Genomic DNA, 14908 nt, shown 5'->3' with positions numbered 1-14908 from the left:
GGCACAGTCGGAGGAGGAGAAAGTGGCAACACCCCCAGGCGGTTCGTCGTCGGGCAACTGGTCGTACGGCCCCGCAGAGGGCCCGAACGACGGTGCCCAGAGCGGGTACGGCTACCCTTCCGCCCCCGATCACCGGCAGCCGTACGCGCCGCAGGGCCCCGGTCCTTCGCCGTACGACCAGCCGCACTCGCCACGCATCCAGCCCGTGCAGCCGCAGCGCCGCGCCCCCGAGCCGGCGCCCTCCGGGGCGTCGAACAGTCCCCTGGTGCGTCCGTACGCCATGACGGGCGGCCGCACCAGGCCGCGGTACCAGCTCGCCATCGAGGCACTGGTGCACACCACCGCGCAGCCGCACCAGATGCAGGGCCAGCTGCCCGAGCATCAGCGGATCTGCAACCTCTGCCGGGAGATCAAGTCGGTGGCCGAGATCTCGGCCCTGCTGACCATCCCTCTCGGCGTGGCCAGGATCCTCGTCGCCGACTTGGCGGAGGCGGGACTGGTCGCCATCCATCAGCCCGGCGGCGACGAGAACGCCGGCGGCCAGCCAGACGTGACACTGCTCGAAAGGGTGCTCAGTGGACTTCGCAAGCTCTAGCGGCGGTCCTTCCCGCTCCACCACCTCCGCGAAGATCGTGGTGGCGGGCGGCTTCGGCGTGGGCAAGACCACGTTCGTCGGCGCCGTCTCGGAGATCAACCCGCTGCGCACAGAGGCCGTCATGACGTCTGCGTCCGCAGGCATCGACGACCTCACCCACACCGGGGACAAGACCACCACCACGGTGGCCATGGACTTCGGGCGCATCACGCTCGACCAGGACCTGATCCTGTACCTGTTCGGCACGCCCGGCCAGGACCGGTTCTGGTTCATGTGGGACGACCTGGTGCGCGGCGCCATCGGCGCGGTCGTCCTCGTCGACACGAGGCGGCTCGCCGACTGCTTCCCCGCCGTCGACTACTTCGAGAACAGCGGCCTGCCGTTCGTCATCGCCCTCAACGGCTTCGACGGACAGCAGCCCTACCAGCCGGACGAGGTGCGCGAGGCGCTGCAGATCGGGCCCGACACCCCGATCATCACCACCGACGCCCGCCACCGCTCGGACGCCAAGTCCACGCTCATCACGCTCGTCGAGCACGCGCTGATGGCGCGTCTGCGGTAACCGCCCTCCCGGCGGAACCCGGCGCCCCGTCGGTGCCGGCCGGAGCAACGCCCCCGCGGCCATCGGGCTGCCGGGGGCAGTTGTATGCGGTCCCCCGGCCCTGCACGCACCCGGACGAACTCTCCCCGGCCGCCGGCCCTCCGCGCCCCGGCCGCCACCCGGCCGCGACGGCTCCTCTCCTCCGTGCACCACGACGCCGAGAGGCCCCTCCCACGCTGCGGGAGGGGCCTCTCGGGGCCGGTGGCGTCGGACGCGCGTCCGGTGCGGAACGGGATCCGTGCCTCGGTCAGCGCCAGCTGTGCGGGGCACGGAAGCCGCCCTCGCGCTCCAGGCGGCGCCAGCCCGCCCTCGCGCGGCCCCGGTGGGCCGGGACGGTCTCGGCGGGGCGGGCCGCCGCACGGGCCAGCAGGATCGCCGTGATGGCGGCGACCTCCTCGGGCTCGGCGTGGCCCTTCTCGACGCGGATGTCAGGTGTGCTCATGGGGCTCAGTCTCCCTGGGAGAGGGGTCCGCGGGGTGGCCGCGGCGGGTCCGTCCGGTTACTGGGGCGGGTTGCCGTGCTTGCGGGACGGCAGGTCGGCGTGCTTGGACTGCAGCATCGCCAGGGACCTGATGAGGACCTCGCGGGTCTCGGCGGGGTCGATGACGTCGTCGACCAGGCCGCGCTCGGCCGCGTAGTAGGGGTGCATCAGCTCCGCCTTGTACTCCTTGACCATCCGGGCGCGCATGGCGTCGGGGTCCTCGGCGTCGGCGATCTGACGGCGGAAGATGACGTTGGCCGCGCCCTCGGCGCCCATCACGGCGATCTCGTTGGTCGGCCAGGCGTAGGTGAGGTCGGCGCCGATGGACTGGGAGTCCATGACGATGTAGGCGCCGCCGTACGCCTTGCGCAGGATCAGCGAGATCCGCGGCACGGTGGCGTTGCAGTAGGCGTAGAGCAGCTTGGCGCCGTGGCGGATGATGCCGCCGTGCTCCTGGTCGACGCCCGGGAGGAAGCCGGGGACGTCCAGGAAGGTGAGGATCGGGATGTTGAACGCGTCGCACATCTGCACGAAGCGGGCGGCCTTCTCGGACGCCTCGATGTCCAGCACGCCGGCCAGCGTCTGCGGCTGGTTGGCGACGATGCCGACGACCTGGCCGTCCATCCGGGCCAGCGCGCAGATGATGTTGCGCGCCCAGCGCTCGTGGACCTCCAGGTACTCGCCGTCGTCGACGATCTCCTCGATGACCCGGGCCATGTCGTAGGGCCGGTTGCCGTCGGCCGGGACGAGGTCGAGCAGGACGTCCCCGCGGCGGTCCGCGGCGTCGGAGCTCTCGGCGCGCGGCGGGTTCTCGCGGTTGTTCTGCGGGAGGAGCGAGAGGAGGTAGCGCACCTCCGCGATGCAGGTCTCCTCGTCGTCGTACGCGAAGTGGCAGACCCCGGAGGTCTCGGCGTGCACGTCGGCGCCGCCCAGGCCGTTCTGGGTGATCTCCTCGCCGGTGACCGCCTTGACGACGTCCGGGCCGGTGATGAACATCTGCGAGGTGTCGCGGACCATGAACACGAAGTCCGTCAGGGCGGGGCTGTAGGCCGCGCCGCCCGCGCACGGGCCGAGCATCACGCTGATCTGCGGGATGACGCCCGACGCCTTGGTGTTGCGCTGGAAGATGCCGCCGTAGCCGGCGAGGGCGGAGACGCCCTCCTGGATCCGGGCCCCGGCGCCGTCGTTGAGGGAGACCAGCGGGGCACCGGCCGCGATGGCCATGTCCATGATCTTGTGGATCTTGGTGGCGTGGGCCTCGCCGAGGGCGCCGCCGAAGATCCGGAAGTCGTGGGCGTAGACGAAGACCGTGCGGCCTTCGACCGTGCCCCAGCCGGTGATGACACCGTCGCTGTAGGGCTTCTTGGCCTCCAGACCGAAGCCGGTCGCCCGGTGCCGGCGCAGCTGCTCGACCTCGCGGAAGGACCCGGGGTCCAGCAGGAGTTCGATGCGCTCCCGTGCGGTCAGCTTGCCCTTGGCGTGCTGCGCCGCGGTCGCCTTCTCGCTCGGGCCGGCCAGAGCCTGCGCACGGATCTCGTGCAGTTCGGCCACCCGGCCACGCGCGTCGGCGGGCTCCTCCGGCAGGTCGGTCGGCTCACCCGGCGCCTCGTCCAAAACGGTCATGTAGTGACCTTACGAAGTCGACGGGTGATTGCGAGCCGTCGACTCCTCACAGTCTCGACGGCGATTTCCTGGTACCACTGAACAGAACCATGGCGGTGTGCAGGCTTTTCGACTGCTCAGAGGGCGTACCGCTTGTAGGGGTGACACAAAGCCGTGCGGACGAGAGTCGGCTCACACCGGTAGGGGGCGCATACCTCCCCCGGAGTGACGCGCAGCCGCAGGCGGCCCCCTGCGGCGAGGATTTCCACGGTGTCGTCGGCCCTCGCGGGTCCCCGGACCGGGTGATGCCAGACGATCTCCGGCGGTTCGCCCGTTCGGGTCGGTTCGCTCACGCAGAGGGTAGCGGTCCCCTCCGTCCGGCCCGTCCGACGGACCGGCACGCCCACGGGGGACGAGACGGAGAGGGGGCCGCGGTGCCCGGCCGCCGGAAGCCGGCGGCGGTGACGCCGGAGCCGGACAGGGCGACCGCCTGCCGGGCGGCTTCGTCGGTGGTGAGGATCCGCGGCCGGTCGCGGCCTTCGCCGACGAGGATCCGCCGCCGGTCGCGGTGGGCCTTGGTGCACGCCGGTGGGGGTACCCGGTGCCGAGGACGAGGCCCAGCCGTCGGCGGCGGAGCGCGTCGAAGGGGTCGGTCGTGCCGACCTCGGCGGTGGAAGAGGGCCCGGCACCCGGCCGGGACCCGGTACGCGCGGTCGCCGCCCCCGTCACGGGCCTCGCCCCCCGCGCCGTCGGCGGGGCGTTCCGACGGGGCGTTCCGGCGGAGGCCGGACAGGTCCGGCTGATTCTTTTCGGCACTCACCAGAAGATGTTGAACTTTGAAGGGAATGGGTCTACGGTAGGTCTTGTTGAGTTAGTTGAACATTGAACGGGATCCCCCATTCATCCCGTCCCCAGAAGGAGAAAGACCGTGGGTATCTTCAACCGCAAGAGCGACGACGCCGCGACCGCCACCGCCACCGCGACCGCCGTGGGCCCGGACCTGACCGCTCTCACCGGTGACTACACGATCGACCCCTCGCACACCACCATCGGCTTCGTCGCCCGGCACGCCATGGTCACCAACGTCAAGGGCAGCTTCAAGGAGTTCACCGGCACGCTGCACCTGGACGGCTCCGACCCGTCGAAGTCCACGGCCTCGATCGACGTGGTGATGGACAGCATCGACACCGGCAGCGCCGACCGTGACGGCCACCTCAAGAGCGCCGACTTCTTCAAGACGGACGAGTTCCCGAAGATGACGTTCCGCTCCACCGCGATCGAGGCGGCCGGCGACGGCGAGTACCGCGTCACGGGCGACCTCACGATCCTGGGCACCACCCGGCCGCTGACCATCGACGTCGAGTACAACGGTGCCGCCACCGACCCGTTCGGCAACCAGCGCGTCGGCTTCGAGGGCAAGGCCGAGATCTCCCGCTCGGACTGGGGCCTCACCTGGAACGCCGCCCTGGAGACCGGTGGCTTCCTCGTCTCCGACAAGATCAAGCTGAACTTCGACGTCTCGGCGATCCGCAACGCCTGACCTCCGGCGGCGCGGCCCCGCCGCGCCACCCCCCTGAGCGCGCCCGTCCGACGGCACCCGGTGCCGGAGGGCGGGCGCTCGGCTGTGTGGGTGTGCGGCTGTGCGGCTGTGCGGCTGTGCGGCTGTGCGGCTGTGCGGCTGTGCGGCTGTGCGGAAGGATGCCCGGCCCGTTCGGCGACGGGGCCGGACGGCACGGGCGGGATACCGTGCACGACCCCTCCCCCGGGGCTCGGCCAGGGAGCGCGCTGGACCTGCAACGTCTGCCGGGTCGGAGGCTGTCGGGCGGGACGGGGGCTCGCCGGCCGCGGGGGGCTACTGGGTCTGCCCTCAACGGCCACTGCCGGAGCGCGAGCCGCCAGGGGTCTGCGTCCAGGGCGACCCCCTTTTCGCCACCCGGCGTGGGGCGAACGAACCGTTCGACGACAGCCCGCCCTCGCCGCACGCCCGGGGGCGCACCGTTCCGCACGCGAGCGGGGCCGTCGTCCTGCGCGCCGCTCCGTGGCGCCGCACCTCCGTCGGCCGGGGCACCTACCCCGGAGAGGACCACCCCGGAGCCATGTGGTCCCGGCAGCGGGCGGGTCAGAAACCTCCGCCGAAGTCCCCGCCGCCGAAACCGCCGCCCCCGAAGTCGCCGCCGCCGAAGCCCCCGCCGAAGTCGCCGGGGTCGAAGTCGGCACCGGACACGTCGCCGCCCTCGAAGCCGCCGAAGTCGCCGTAGCCCGCGCCGTAGTCGGCCGCGTAGGCGGGGCCGGCCATCATGCCGCCGAGCATGGTGCCGACGAGGAGGCCGGGCAGCAGCCCGCCGCCGAAGTAGCCGCCGGCCCAGGGGCCGTAGGCGGGGCCGGCCTCCCAGTAGGGGCGGCGCCCGTGGGTGGTGTCGACCTCGCGCACCGCCGGGTCGAGCCCGTCGTCGAGACGGGCCTTGTCGGCCGCGCACACCGGCACGTCCCGCGCCGTCCCGCCCGGCGGCGTCCACCGGGCGTCGGCGACCGAGGGGCCGTGGCGCGGGTCGAAGAAGCACGGCGGGCGCCGCGTCGGCAGCTCCCGGCCCTCACGGCGGGCGGCGAGCACGGCGAGGGAGAACCGGCCGTCCTCCACGGCCTGGGTGACCGCCTTGACGTCCTCGGGTTTGCGGGCCGCCGCCATCAACCGCTTCGACTGCTCGTAGGCGTCCAGCGCGTGCTCGTAGTCGGTGCGCATCGCGTCGTCGGCGCCGGCTTCCGCGGGGTGGAAGTCGAGGCGGTCGAGTTCCTCGCCGAAGGCGGTGATGTCCTCGTCGACCACCACCCGCAGCTTCTCCAGCGCGGCCCGCTGCTCCTCCTCGTGGCGGCGCCGGTTGCGGCGGGACAGGGCGTACACGCCCGCGCCGCCCGCCGCCAGTACGGCGCCGACCGTGATCAGGCCGCCGACCGGCACCTCGCCGCCGCCCTCGTTCCAGCTGCCGGGCGCCGAGCCGTCGATGGTGCGCAGCGCGTCGTTGACGAAGTCGTTCAGCTGGGCCTTGGCGTCACCGGCGCCCTGCGCTGCGGCGACCAGGTTGCGGACGCCCCGGGGGCTGACCACGGCGCTGTCCGCGCGCGCGTCGAACCGGTCGCCCAGGCGGACGCCGTAGAGGCCGGTCACGCCGGTCTCGGTGCGCAGGTTGCGGAAGAGGTTCTCGGTCGGCTGGTCGGCCGGGAGAACCGCGACGAAGACGGGTTTGTCCGCGTCCTCGATCTTGTCGGCCAGGGCCTCGGCATCCGACGCGGACAGGATGTCCGTGGCTCCGGGTGCTACGTACACGGGGCTCTCGCGCAGGGCTCGGCCGACCTCGGAGAGGTCGGTGGCTGCCTGCGCGCCGGGCGCCGTGCCCAGCAGCACCGCCAGTGCGGCGGCCACCGGGACGATCAGCAGGCGTATCAGAGTACGCGGCAGCGCGACCTTCATACTTTCGAAGCTACCTGAATCGAACAGAAAACGGACATCTGCTCGACAGCAACGTGCGGGAGGATCCTCGCGGGCCACGCTCCGCGACCCGGCACCCGGCACCCCATGCCCGCCGCGCCGGGCGGCCGGACGCCGTGGGCCGGGCGGCCGGACGCGCACCGCTGGTCCCCGCCCCGGACCCGCCCGGCCCGGCCGTTCGGTACCGGTCCCGGTCCCGCCTACGCGACCGGTTCGACGCCCGCGCGCAGCAGGCCGTACGCGTAGGCGTCCTCCAGTGCCTGCCAGGACGCGGCGATGACGTTGTCCGCGACGCCGACCGTGGACCACTCCGCGGTCCCGTCGGACGTGGAGATGAGCACCCGGGTCGTGGACTGGGTGCCGTGCTTGCCCTCCAGGATGCGGACCTTGTAGTCGACCAGCTCCAGCCTGGCGAGCTCGGGGTAGATCCTCTCCAGCGCGACGCGCAGCGCGCGGTCCAGGGCGTTGACCGGTCCGTTGCCCTCGGCCGTGGCGACGATGCGCTCGCTCTTGGCCCAGAGTTTGACGGTGGCCTCGTTGGCGTGGCTGCCGTCGGGGCGGTTCTCGACGATCGCGCGCCAGGACTCGACGGCGAAGTACTTCACCGGGCGGCCCTCGGCCTCCGCCCGCAGCAGGAGTTCGAAGCTGGCGTCGGCCGCCTCGTAGGTGTAGCCCTGCAGCTCGCGTTCCTTGACCCGCTCCACGACCCGGGCGACCAGGTCGCGGTCGTCGCCGAGGTCGATGCCGAGTTCCTTGCCCTTGAGCTCGATGGAGGCGCGGCCGGCCATGTCGGAGACCAGCATCCGCATGGTGTTGCCGACCCGCTCGGGGTCGATGTGCTGGTACAGGTCCGGGTCGACCTTGATCGCGGAGGCGTGCAGGCCGGCCTTGTGCGCGAAGGCCGAGACGCCGACGTAGGGCTGGTGGGTGGAGGGCGTGAGGTTGACGACCTCGGCGATGGCGTGCGAGATCCGGGTCATCTCGCGCAGCCGCCCCTCGGGCAGGACCTTCTTGCCGTACTTCAGCTCCAGTGCCGCCACGACCGGGAAGAGGTTGGCGTTGCCGACCCGCTCGCCGTAGCCGTTGGCCGTGCACTGCACGTGGGTGGCGCCCGCGTCGACCGCGGCGAGGGTGTTGGCGACCGCGCAGCCGGTGTCGTCCTGGGCGTGGATGCCGAGCCGGGCCCCGGTGTCGGCGAGCACGGTGGCGACCACGGCCTGGATCTGCGCGGGGAGCATGCCGCCGTTGGTGTCGCACAGGACGACCACGTCGGCGCCGGCGTCGGAGGCGGCGCGGACCACGGCCTTGGCGTAGCCGGGGTTGGCGCGGTAGCCGTCGAAGAAGTGCTCGCAGTCGACGAAGACGCGGCGGCCCTGGGCCTTCAGGTGGGCGACGGTGTCCCGGACCATCTCGATGTTCTCGTCGAGCGTGGTGCGCAGGGCGAGCTCGACGTGGCGGTCATGGGACTTGGCGACCAGGGTGATCACGGGTGCGCCGGACTCCAGCAGCGCCCTGACCTGGGGGTCCTGGTCCGCGGTGGTACCGGCGCGCCGGGTGGAGCCGAAGGCGACCAGCTGGGCGTGGGTGAAGTCGATCTCCTGCCGCGCCCGGGCGAAGAACTCGGTGTCGCGCGGGTTGGCGCCGGGCCAGCCGCCCTCGATGAAGCCCACGCCGAACTCGTCCAGGTGCCGTGCGATGGCCAGCTTGTCGGCGACCGTGAGGTTGATGCCCTCGCGCTGGGCGCCGTCGCGCAGGGTGGTGTCGAAGACGTGGAACGAGTCGTCGGGCTCGCTGGTTGCGGTCATGGTCTGAAGGCTCCTGATATTGATCTCGGTCTACCGGAATGACCGGTTCCACCGTCTCTCCATGGTCCCTCACGCCCGTCTCCCGGCTGCGGATGGGCCAGGAAACAGAAAAACCCCTCGCGGGTGCGAGAGGTCTGCGCGCGGGTCGAGGACGACGGTGTCCGCCCGTACCGTGTCGTACGTGGCGGTCACTGCGGACCGGCGCGCCTGCTGCCAATAATCGTGGCGAACGAGAGCACGGGGGCAGTCTGGCACATTCCGTCCCCGCGTCCGGCGCCCGTCTCAGGATGCGGGCGGTGGCCTCTCGGCACGGGGGCTCCGGACGGCACGGGGGCTCCGGACGGCACGGGGGGCTCCGGGCGCCGCGGGGCCGCCCGGGACACGACGTCCCGGGCGGCCCCGTCCGACGGAGCAGGAACCGACCGACCCGCCCGCCGGCCCGGTCGCGAAGGGTTCTGGAACCGGTCGGCCACGCCCGCCGCCCGGCCCGGTCCGTCAGCCCAGCCGGTGCATCCAGCCGTGCTTGTCCTCGGCGGTGCCGCGCTGGATGTCGAGCAGCGCCTGACGCAGCCGCTGCGTGACCTCGCCGGGCTCGCCGCCGCTCTGCTGCCACTGGGCGCCGGCCCGCTTGACGGTGCCGACGGGGGTGATGACGGCGGCGGTGCCGCAGGCGAAGACCTCGGTGAGGGTGCCGTTCTCGGAGTCGCGCTGCCACTGGTCGACGGAGACCCGCTCCTCCACGGCCTCGTACCCCAGGTCGCGGGCGACGGACAGCAGGGAGTCGCGGGTGACGCCCTCCAGGATGGAGCCGGTGAGGGTGGGCGTGACGATCCGGTCGCCGTACACGAAGTAGAGGTTCATGCCGCCCAGTTCCTCGACCCAGGTGTGCTCCACGGCGTCGAGGTAGCAGACCTGGTCGCAGCCCTCGGCGGCGGCCTCGGCCTGGGCGAGCAGGGAGGCGGCGTAGTTGCCGCCGGTCTTGGCGTCGCCCATGCCGCCGGGGACGGCACGGACGCGGTCCTCGGAGACCCAGATGGAGACCGGCTTCACGCCGCCCGGGAAGTAGGCGCCGGCCGGGGAGGCGATGACCAGGAACAGGTACTCGTTGGCCGGCTTGACCCCGAGCCCGACCTCCGTGGCGATCATGAACGGGCGCAGGTAGAGCGACTCCTCGCCGCCGTGCGCCGGGACCCACGCCTTGTCCTGGCGGACCAGCGCGTCGCAGGCGTCGAGGAACGTCTCGACCGGCAGTTCCGGCATGGCCAGGCGGCGGGCGGAGCGCTGGAAGCGCTCGGCGTTCTTCTCCGGCCGGAAGGTGGCGACGGAGCCGTCGGGGTGCCGGTAGGCCTTCAGGCCCTCGAAGATCTCCTGCGCGTAATGCAGGACGGTGGTGGCGGGGTCGAGGGGGATCGGCGCGTACGGGACGAGCTGGCCGTCGTGCCAGCCGCGCCCTTCGGTCCACTTGATCGTCACCATGTGATCGGTGAAGTGGCGGCCGAATCCGGGGTTGGCCAGGATCGCCTCGCGCTCTGCGTCCGAGAGCGGATGGGCGGAGGGCTTGAGCTCGATCGTGGGCGTCGTCATGAGTCGTCTGTCCTTCACCGGTTGTAGTGACGAGCCGCGCACACTCCCGTACGGCCGGTGGCCGTTACTAGGACGTCCGAGCATTCCCTCATTCCGCGGCTCCGCGTTCGATTATCGCCCGTGGGCGGCTGCGGAAGAAACGGGGTGAATGCGGCCCGTTGGTCGATGGTGGCACCCGGCGGGGACATGCGGAAGCCGCCGGGCGCGGTAGAGACCCGGCGGCTTCGTGTGGGGTCGAGAGCGCGCCCGGTCAGCCTGCTACCCGTACGGCGAGCGCGTCGCCGATCTCGGAGGTGCTGCGTGCGGGCAGGTCACCGCGTTCCGCGAGGTCGGCGGAGACGGCGTCCTCGATGCGGGCGGCCTCGGTCTCGTGGCCGAGGTGACGCAGCAGGAGGGCGACGGACAGGACGGTGGCGGTGGGGTCGGCCTTGCCCTGGCCGGCGATGTCGGGGGCCGAGCCGTGCACGGGCTCGAACATGGAGGGGAACTCACCCGAAGGGTTGATGTTGCCGCTCGCGGCGACGCCGATGCCGCCGGAGACGGCCGCGGCGAGGTCGGTGATGATGTCGCCGAAGAGGTTGTCGGTGACGATGACGTCGAAGCGGGCCGGGTCGGTGACGAGGTAGATCGTCGCGGCGTCCACGTGGATGTACTCGGTGGTGACCTCGGGGTACTCCTCGGCCACCTTGGTGAAGATGTTGGTCCACAGGTGGCCCGCGAAGGTCAGCACGTTGTTCTTGTGGACCAGCGTCAGCTTCCTGCGGGGGCGGGCCTGGGCGCGGGCGAAGGCGTCGCGGACCACACGCTCGACACCGAAGGCGGTGTTCACGGAGACCTCGGTGGCGACCTCGTGGGGCGTGCCGGTGCGGATGGAGCCGCCGTTGCCCGTGTAGGGGCCCTCGGTGCCCTCCCGGACGACGACGAAGTCGATCTCCGGCTGACCGGCGAGCGGGGTGGCCACGCCGGGCAGGAGCTTGCTCGGCCGCAGGTTGACGTGGTGGTCGAAGGCGAACCGCAGCTTGAGCAGGAAGCCCCGCTCCAGGACCCCGGAGGGGACGCCGGGGTCGCCGATGGCGCCCAGCAGGATGGCGTCGTGCTTGCGGAGTTCGGCCAGGTCGGCGTCGGTGAGGGTCTCACCGGTGGCGTGGTAGCGCCGGGCGCCGAAGTCGAACTCCCGGGTCTCCAGCTTCACATCCTGCGGAAGGACGGCCGAGAGGACCTTGAGCCCTTCGGTCACGACCTCCTGGCCGATGCCGTCACCGGGGATCACTGCGAGATTGATGCTGCGAGACATGCGGGCACCCTACTCCTCGTCCCATGCACTGACATGAGCCGTCCGGGATGCGGACACCCGCATGGAGGACGGACCCGGCTCAGTGGCCGGTCGAGCCGCCGTTGTCCCGGCGGTCGAGGGCGCGCTGCAGGGCGGCGGCCGCGTTCTTGCGGTCGGACTCGGCGGTGCGGGAGGCGTGGCGGACGCGGCGGCGGGTGGTCGTCTCGGGCATGGGTCATCGGCTCCTTCGGGACGCGCGGCGAGAGCGCGCGGAGGGTCACGGGACGCCGGAAGGGGCGGGGAGCCCGGGACCGCAGGGGGTGACCTGCACGGGGGTCCGGCTCACGACCGCCATTCGCTGGATCGAGCGAGACGTTCGGCTCCTACAAAAGTAAGGGCGCGCCGCGCGTCTGTCTGCACAATTACTTGGGCTTCCTACTATCTGAGACGGTGGAGTGCGTCACACCTCTCTGACCTGCCCTTTTGCCGGTGCTTGGGGTCGGCGGAGACGGAGGCCACCGCCGGCGAACCGCACCGGGGCGCCTTACCGGAGCCGTCGTCCACGCCCGCCCCGGAGCGACCCGCCTCCGGGGCCCGTACCGGAGCCGCACCGCGGGCGGGCACACGAACGGGCCAGGTCGGGGGGTGACCTGGCCCGTTCGCGATCGGAGGGGGCGTCAGCCCATGTGCGGGTACGCGTAGTCGGTCGGCGGGACCAGCGTCTCCTTGATGGCGCGGGTCAGGGTCCAGCGCATCAGGTTCTGCGGGGCGCCGGCCTTGTCGTTGGTGCCGGAGGCACGGCCGCCGCCGAAGGGCTGCTGGCCGACGACGGCACCGGTCGACTTGTCGTTGATGTAGAAGTTGCCGGCCGCGTAGCGCAGCTTCTCCATCGTGTAGGCCGCCGCCGCGCGGTCGCCCGCGATGACCGAGCCGGTCAGGGCGTAGTCGGAGACCGACTCCATCTGGGTCAGCATCTCCTCGTACCGGTCGTCCTCGTAGACGTGCACGGCGAGGATCGGGCCGAAGTACTCGGTGCGGAACACCTCGTTCTCCGGGTCGGTGCACTCGATGACGGTCGGGCGGACGAAGTAGCCGACCGAGTCGTCGTAGGAGCCGCCGGCGACGATCGTGCAGGAGGGGTCCTCCTCGGCGCGGTCGATGGCGGCCTTGTTCTTCGCGAAGGACCGCTCGTCGATGACGGCGCCGATGAAGTTGGACAGGTCGGTGACGTCGCCCATCCGGATGCCGTCGACCTCGGCCGCGAACTCCTCCTTGAAGCCGGAGTTCCAGATCGACGCCGGGATGTAGGCGCGGGAGGTCGCGGAGCACTTCTGGCCCTGGTACTCGAAGGCGCCGCGGGTGAGCGCCGTCTTCAGGACCGCCGGGTCGGCGCTCGGGTGGGCGACCAGGAAGTCCTTGCCGCCGGTCTCGCCGACCAGGCGCGGGTAGGTGCGGTACTTCTCGATGTTGTTGCCGACCGTCTTCCACAGGTGCTGGAAGGTCCTGGTCGAACCGGTGAAGTGGATGCCGGCCAGGTCCCGGTGGGCCAGGGCGACCTCGGAGACCTCCAGCCCGTCACCGGTGAGCAGGTTGATGACGCCCTTGGGCAGCCCGGCCTCCTCCAGCAGCCGCATCAGCAGCACGGCGGCGTGGGTCTGCGTCGGGGACGGCTTCCACACCACGACGTTGCCCATCAGCGCGGGCGCGGTCGGCAGGTTGGCGGCGATGGCGGAGAAGTTGAACGGGGTGATGGCGTAGACGAAGCCCTCCAGCGGGCGGTGGTCCAGCCGGTTCCACACGCCCGGGGAGTTGGCCGGGGGCTGCTCGGCGAGGATGCCGCGCGCGTAGTGGACGTTGAAGCGCCAGAAGTCCACCAGCTCGCAGGGGCTGTCGATCTCGGCCTGCTGGGCGGTCTTGGACTGGCCCAGCATGGTGGAGGCGGCGATGGTCTCGCGCCAGGGGCCGGCGAGCAGTTCGGCGGCGCGCAGGATGATCGCCGCGCGGTCGTCGAAGGACATCGCGCGCCAGGCGGGCGCGGCGGCGAGGGCCGCGTCGATGGCGTCCTGGGCGTCCTGCCGGGTGGCGTTGGCGGCGGTGCCCAGGCGCGCCTTGTGGTTGTGGGGCTGCACGACGTCGAACCGGTCGCCGCCGCCCATGCGCTTCTCGCCGCCGATGGTGCAGGGCAGGTCGACCGGGTTGTCCGCCAGCTCCCGCAGCTTCGCCTCCAGCCGGGCCCGCTCGGGCGAACCGGGGGCGTAGCCGTGCACCGGCTCGTTGACGGGGGTGGGGACCTGGGTCACAGCGTCCATGGTGTCCGTAACTCCTTGACTTGAGCGGTGTGTGTCAGCCCTTGGTGATCATGCTGCGCGCGAAGAACCGCAGGTTGGCGGGCTTCTCCGCGAGCCGCCTCATGAAGTAGCCGTACCAGTCGGTGCCGTAGGCGGTGTAGACGCGCATGCGGTGTCCCTCCGCGGCCAGCCGCAGGTGCTCGTCGCTGCGGATGCCGTACAGCATCTGGAACTCGTACTCGTCCGGCTTGCGCCCGGCGACGCGGGCCAGCTCCTGGGCGATGGAGATCAGACGCGGGTCGTGGGACCCGATCATCGGATACCCGTCGCCGTTCATCAGGGTGCGCAGGATGCGCACGTACGCCTTGTCGATCTCGTGCTTCTGCTGGAGGGCGACCTCGGCGGGCTCCTTGTAGGCGCCCTTCACCAACCGTACGCGACTGCCGTTCGCGGCGAGCCGGCGTGCGTCCTCCTCGGTGCGGTACAGGTACGCCTGGATGACGCAACCGGTCTGCGGGACGTCCCGGCGCAGCTCCTCGTGGATGGCGAACATCGAGTCGAGGGTGGTGTGGTCCTCGGCGTCCAGGGTGACGGTGGTGCCGATGGCGGCGGCGGCCTCGACGACCGGGCGGACGTTGGCGAGCGCCAGGTCGTGGCCGCCGGGGAAGGCGGACGCGGATCCGGAGGGCGCCGCGTCGCGGGCGGGGGTGGGCGACGGGAGGGACTGGCCGAACATGGACAGCTTGACGGACATCTCGACGCGGTCGCCGAGCCCCAGCGGGGCCAGCCGCTCGATGAGTTCGAGGTAGGCGTCGCGGGCCGCCTCGGCCTGCGCGGGGTGGGTGATGTCCTCGCCGACGACGTCCATCGTCAGCTGCAGGCCCCGGCCGGTGAGCTCCTCGACGATGGGCAGCACCGCGTCGACGGTCTCCCCGGGGATGAACCGGTCGACGACCTGCCGGGTCACCGGCGCAGCCGAGATCAGCCGACGCATCCGGTCGCTGCGCGACGCGGCGAGAATCACGGGACCCAGCACGGGGCACCTCCCAAGCACTTGCACCGGACGGCCGCGATCCGTTCGTCCGGATACGGCACGGGGAACCACCGTGAAACCTATGGAGTCCACCGATCGTCGGCCATCGACAGCTGTCACGCATCCGTGCCGTGGTTCTCAGACATCTGTATGAAGGACGGG

The 14908-nt window shown here is 71.6% G+C and carries 12 protein-coding genes; 3 read left to right on the top strand and 9 right to left on the bottom strand.

The window, feature by feature from the left end; all coding sequences use genetic code 11:
* Nucleotides 1-22 precede the first annotated feature (22 nt).
* Entirely contained in the window at nt 23-595 is a 573-nt protein-coding gene (locus tag AC02VZ_RS16365; RefSeq protein ID WP_432055585.1) for a DUF742 domain-containing protein, read from the top strand.
* A complete protein-coding gene (locus AC02VZ_RS16360) occupies nt 576-1157 on the top strand; it encodes a GTP-binding protein (RefSeq protein WP_164334568.1) in 582 nt (193 codons plus the stop codon). Before AC02VZ_RS16365 ends, AC02VZ_RS16360 begins: the two co-directional genes overlap by 20 nt.
* Nucleotides 1158-1443: 286 nt before the next feature.
* Here the strand turns inward: AC02VZ_RS16360 and AC02VZ_RS16355 are convergent, their stop codons facing one another.
* Nucleotides 1444-1638: an acyl-CoA carboxylase subunit epsilon gene (locus tag AC02VZ_RS16355; protein WP_362092167.1), complete on the bottom strand. Its 195-nt coding sequence runs from the start codon at nt 1636-1638 to the stop codon at nt 1444-1446.
* A 57-nt stretch (nt 1639-1695) separates the two neighbouring features.
* Nucleotides 1696-3300: an acyl-CoA carboxylase subunit beta gene (locus AC02VZ_RS16350; protein ID WP_432055586.1), complete on the bottom strand. Its 1605-nt coding sequence runs from the start codon at nt 3298-3300 to the stop codon at nt 1696-1698.
* Nucleotides 3301-4207: 907 nt separating this feature from the next.
* Between AC02VZ_RS16350 and AC02VZ_RS16345 the strand changes: the two genes are divergently transcribed.
* On the top strand, nt 4208-4819 hold the full coding sequence (locus tag AC02VZ_RS16345) for a YceI family protein (RefSeq protein ID WP_432055587.1): 612 nt from the start codon (nt 4208-4210) through the stop codon (nt 4817-4819).
* Nucleotides 4820-5398: 579 nt separating this feature from the next.
* Here AC02VZ_RS16345 and AC02VZ_RS16340 read toward each other — a convergent pair.
* The 7 genes from AC02VZ_RS16340 to AC02VZ_RS16310 form a co-directional block, all read right to left on the bottom strand.
* The gene (locus AC02VZ_RS16340; RefSeq protein WP_476475713.1) at nt 5399-6745 is read right to left on the bottom strand and encodes a hypothetical protein; all 1347 of its coding nucleotides are present in this window, start codon (nt 6743-6745) and stop codon (nt 5399-5401) included.
* A gap of 218 nt (nt 6746-6963) precedes the next feature.
* Nucleotides 6964-8568, bottom strand: coding sequence for a citramalate synthase (cimA, locus tag AC02VZ_RS16335; RefSeq protein WP_432055589.1), 1605 nt, complete (start codon nt 8566-8568; stop codon nt 6964-6966).
* A 495-nt stretch (nt 8569-9063) separates the two neighbouring features.
* Nucleotides 9064-10152: a branched-chain amino acid aminotransferase gene (locus AC02VZ_RS16330; protein ID WP_476475712.1), complete on the bottom strand. Its 1089-nt coding sequence runs from the start codon at nt 10150-10152 to the stop codon at nt 9064-9066.
* Nucleotides 10153-10402: 250 nt separating this feature from the next.
* Nucleotides 10403-11446, bottom strand: coding sequence for a 3-isopropylmalate dehydrogenase (locus tag AC02VZ_RS16325; RefSeq protein ID WP_476475711.1), 1044 nt, complete (start codon nt 11444-11446; stop codon nt 10403-10405).
* Nucleotides 11447-11525: 79 nt separating this feature from the next.
* Entirely contained in the window at nt 11526-11657 is a 132-nt protein-coding gene (locus AC02VZ_RS16320) for a hypothetical protein (protein ID WP_362092147.1), read from the bottom strand.
* 445 nt (nt 11658-12102) lie between these two features.
* Nucleotides 12103-13734, bottom strand: coding sequence for an L-glutamate gamma-semialdehyde dehydrogenase (pruA, locus tag AC02VZ_RS16315; RefSeq protein ID WP_432055592.1), 1632 nt, complete (start codon nt 13732-13734; stop codon nt 12103-12105).
* A 34-nt stretch (nt 13735-13768) separates the two neighbouring features.
* A complete protein-coding gene (locus tag AC02VZ_RS16310) occupies nt 13769-14749 on the bottom strand; it encodes a proline dehydrogenase family protein (RefSeq protein WP_432055593.1) in 981 nt (326 codons plus the stop codon).
* Nucleotides 14750-14908: the final 159 nt, after the last annotated feature.

Source organism: Streptomyces sp. 3-6 (assembly GCF_056323165.1).
This window is presented reverse-complemented; position numbering and strand designations above follow the sequence as displayed.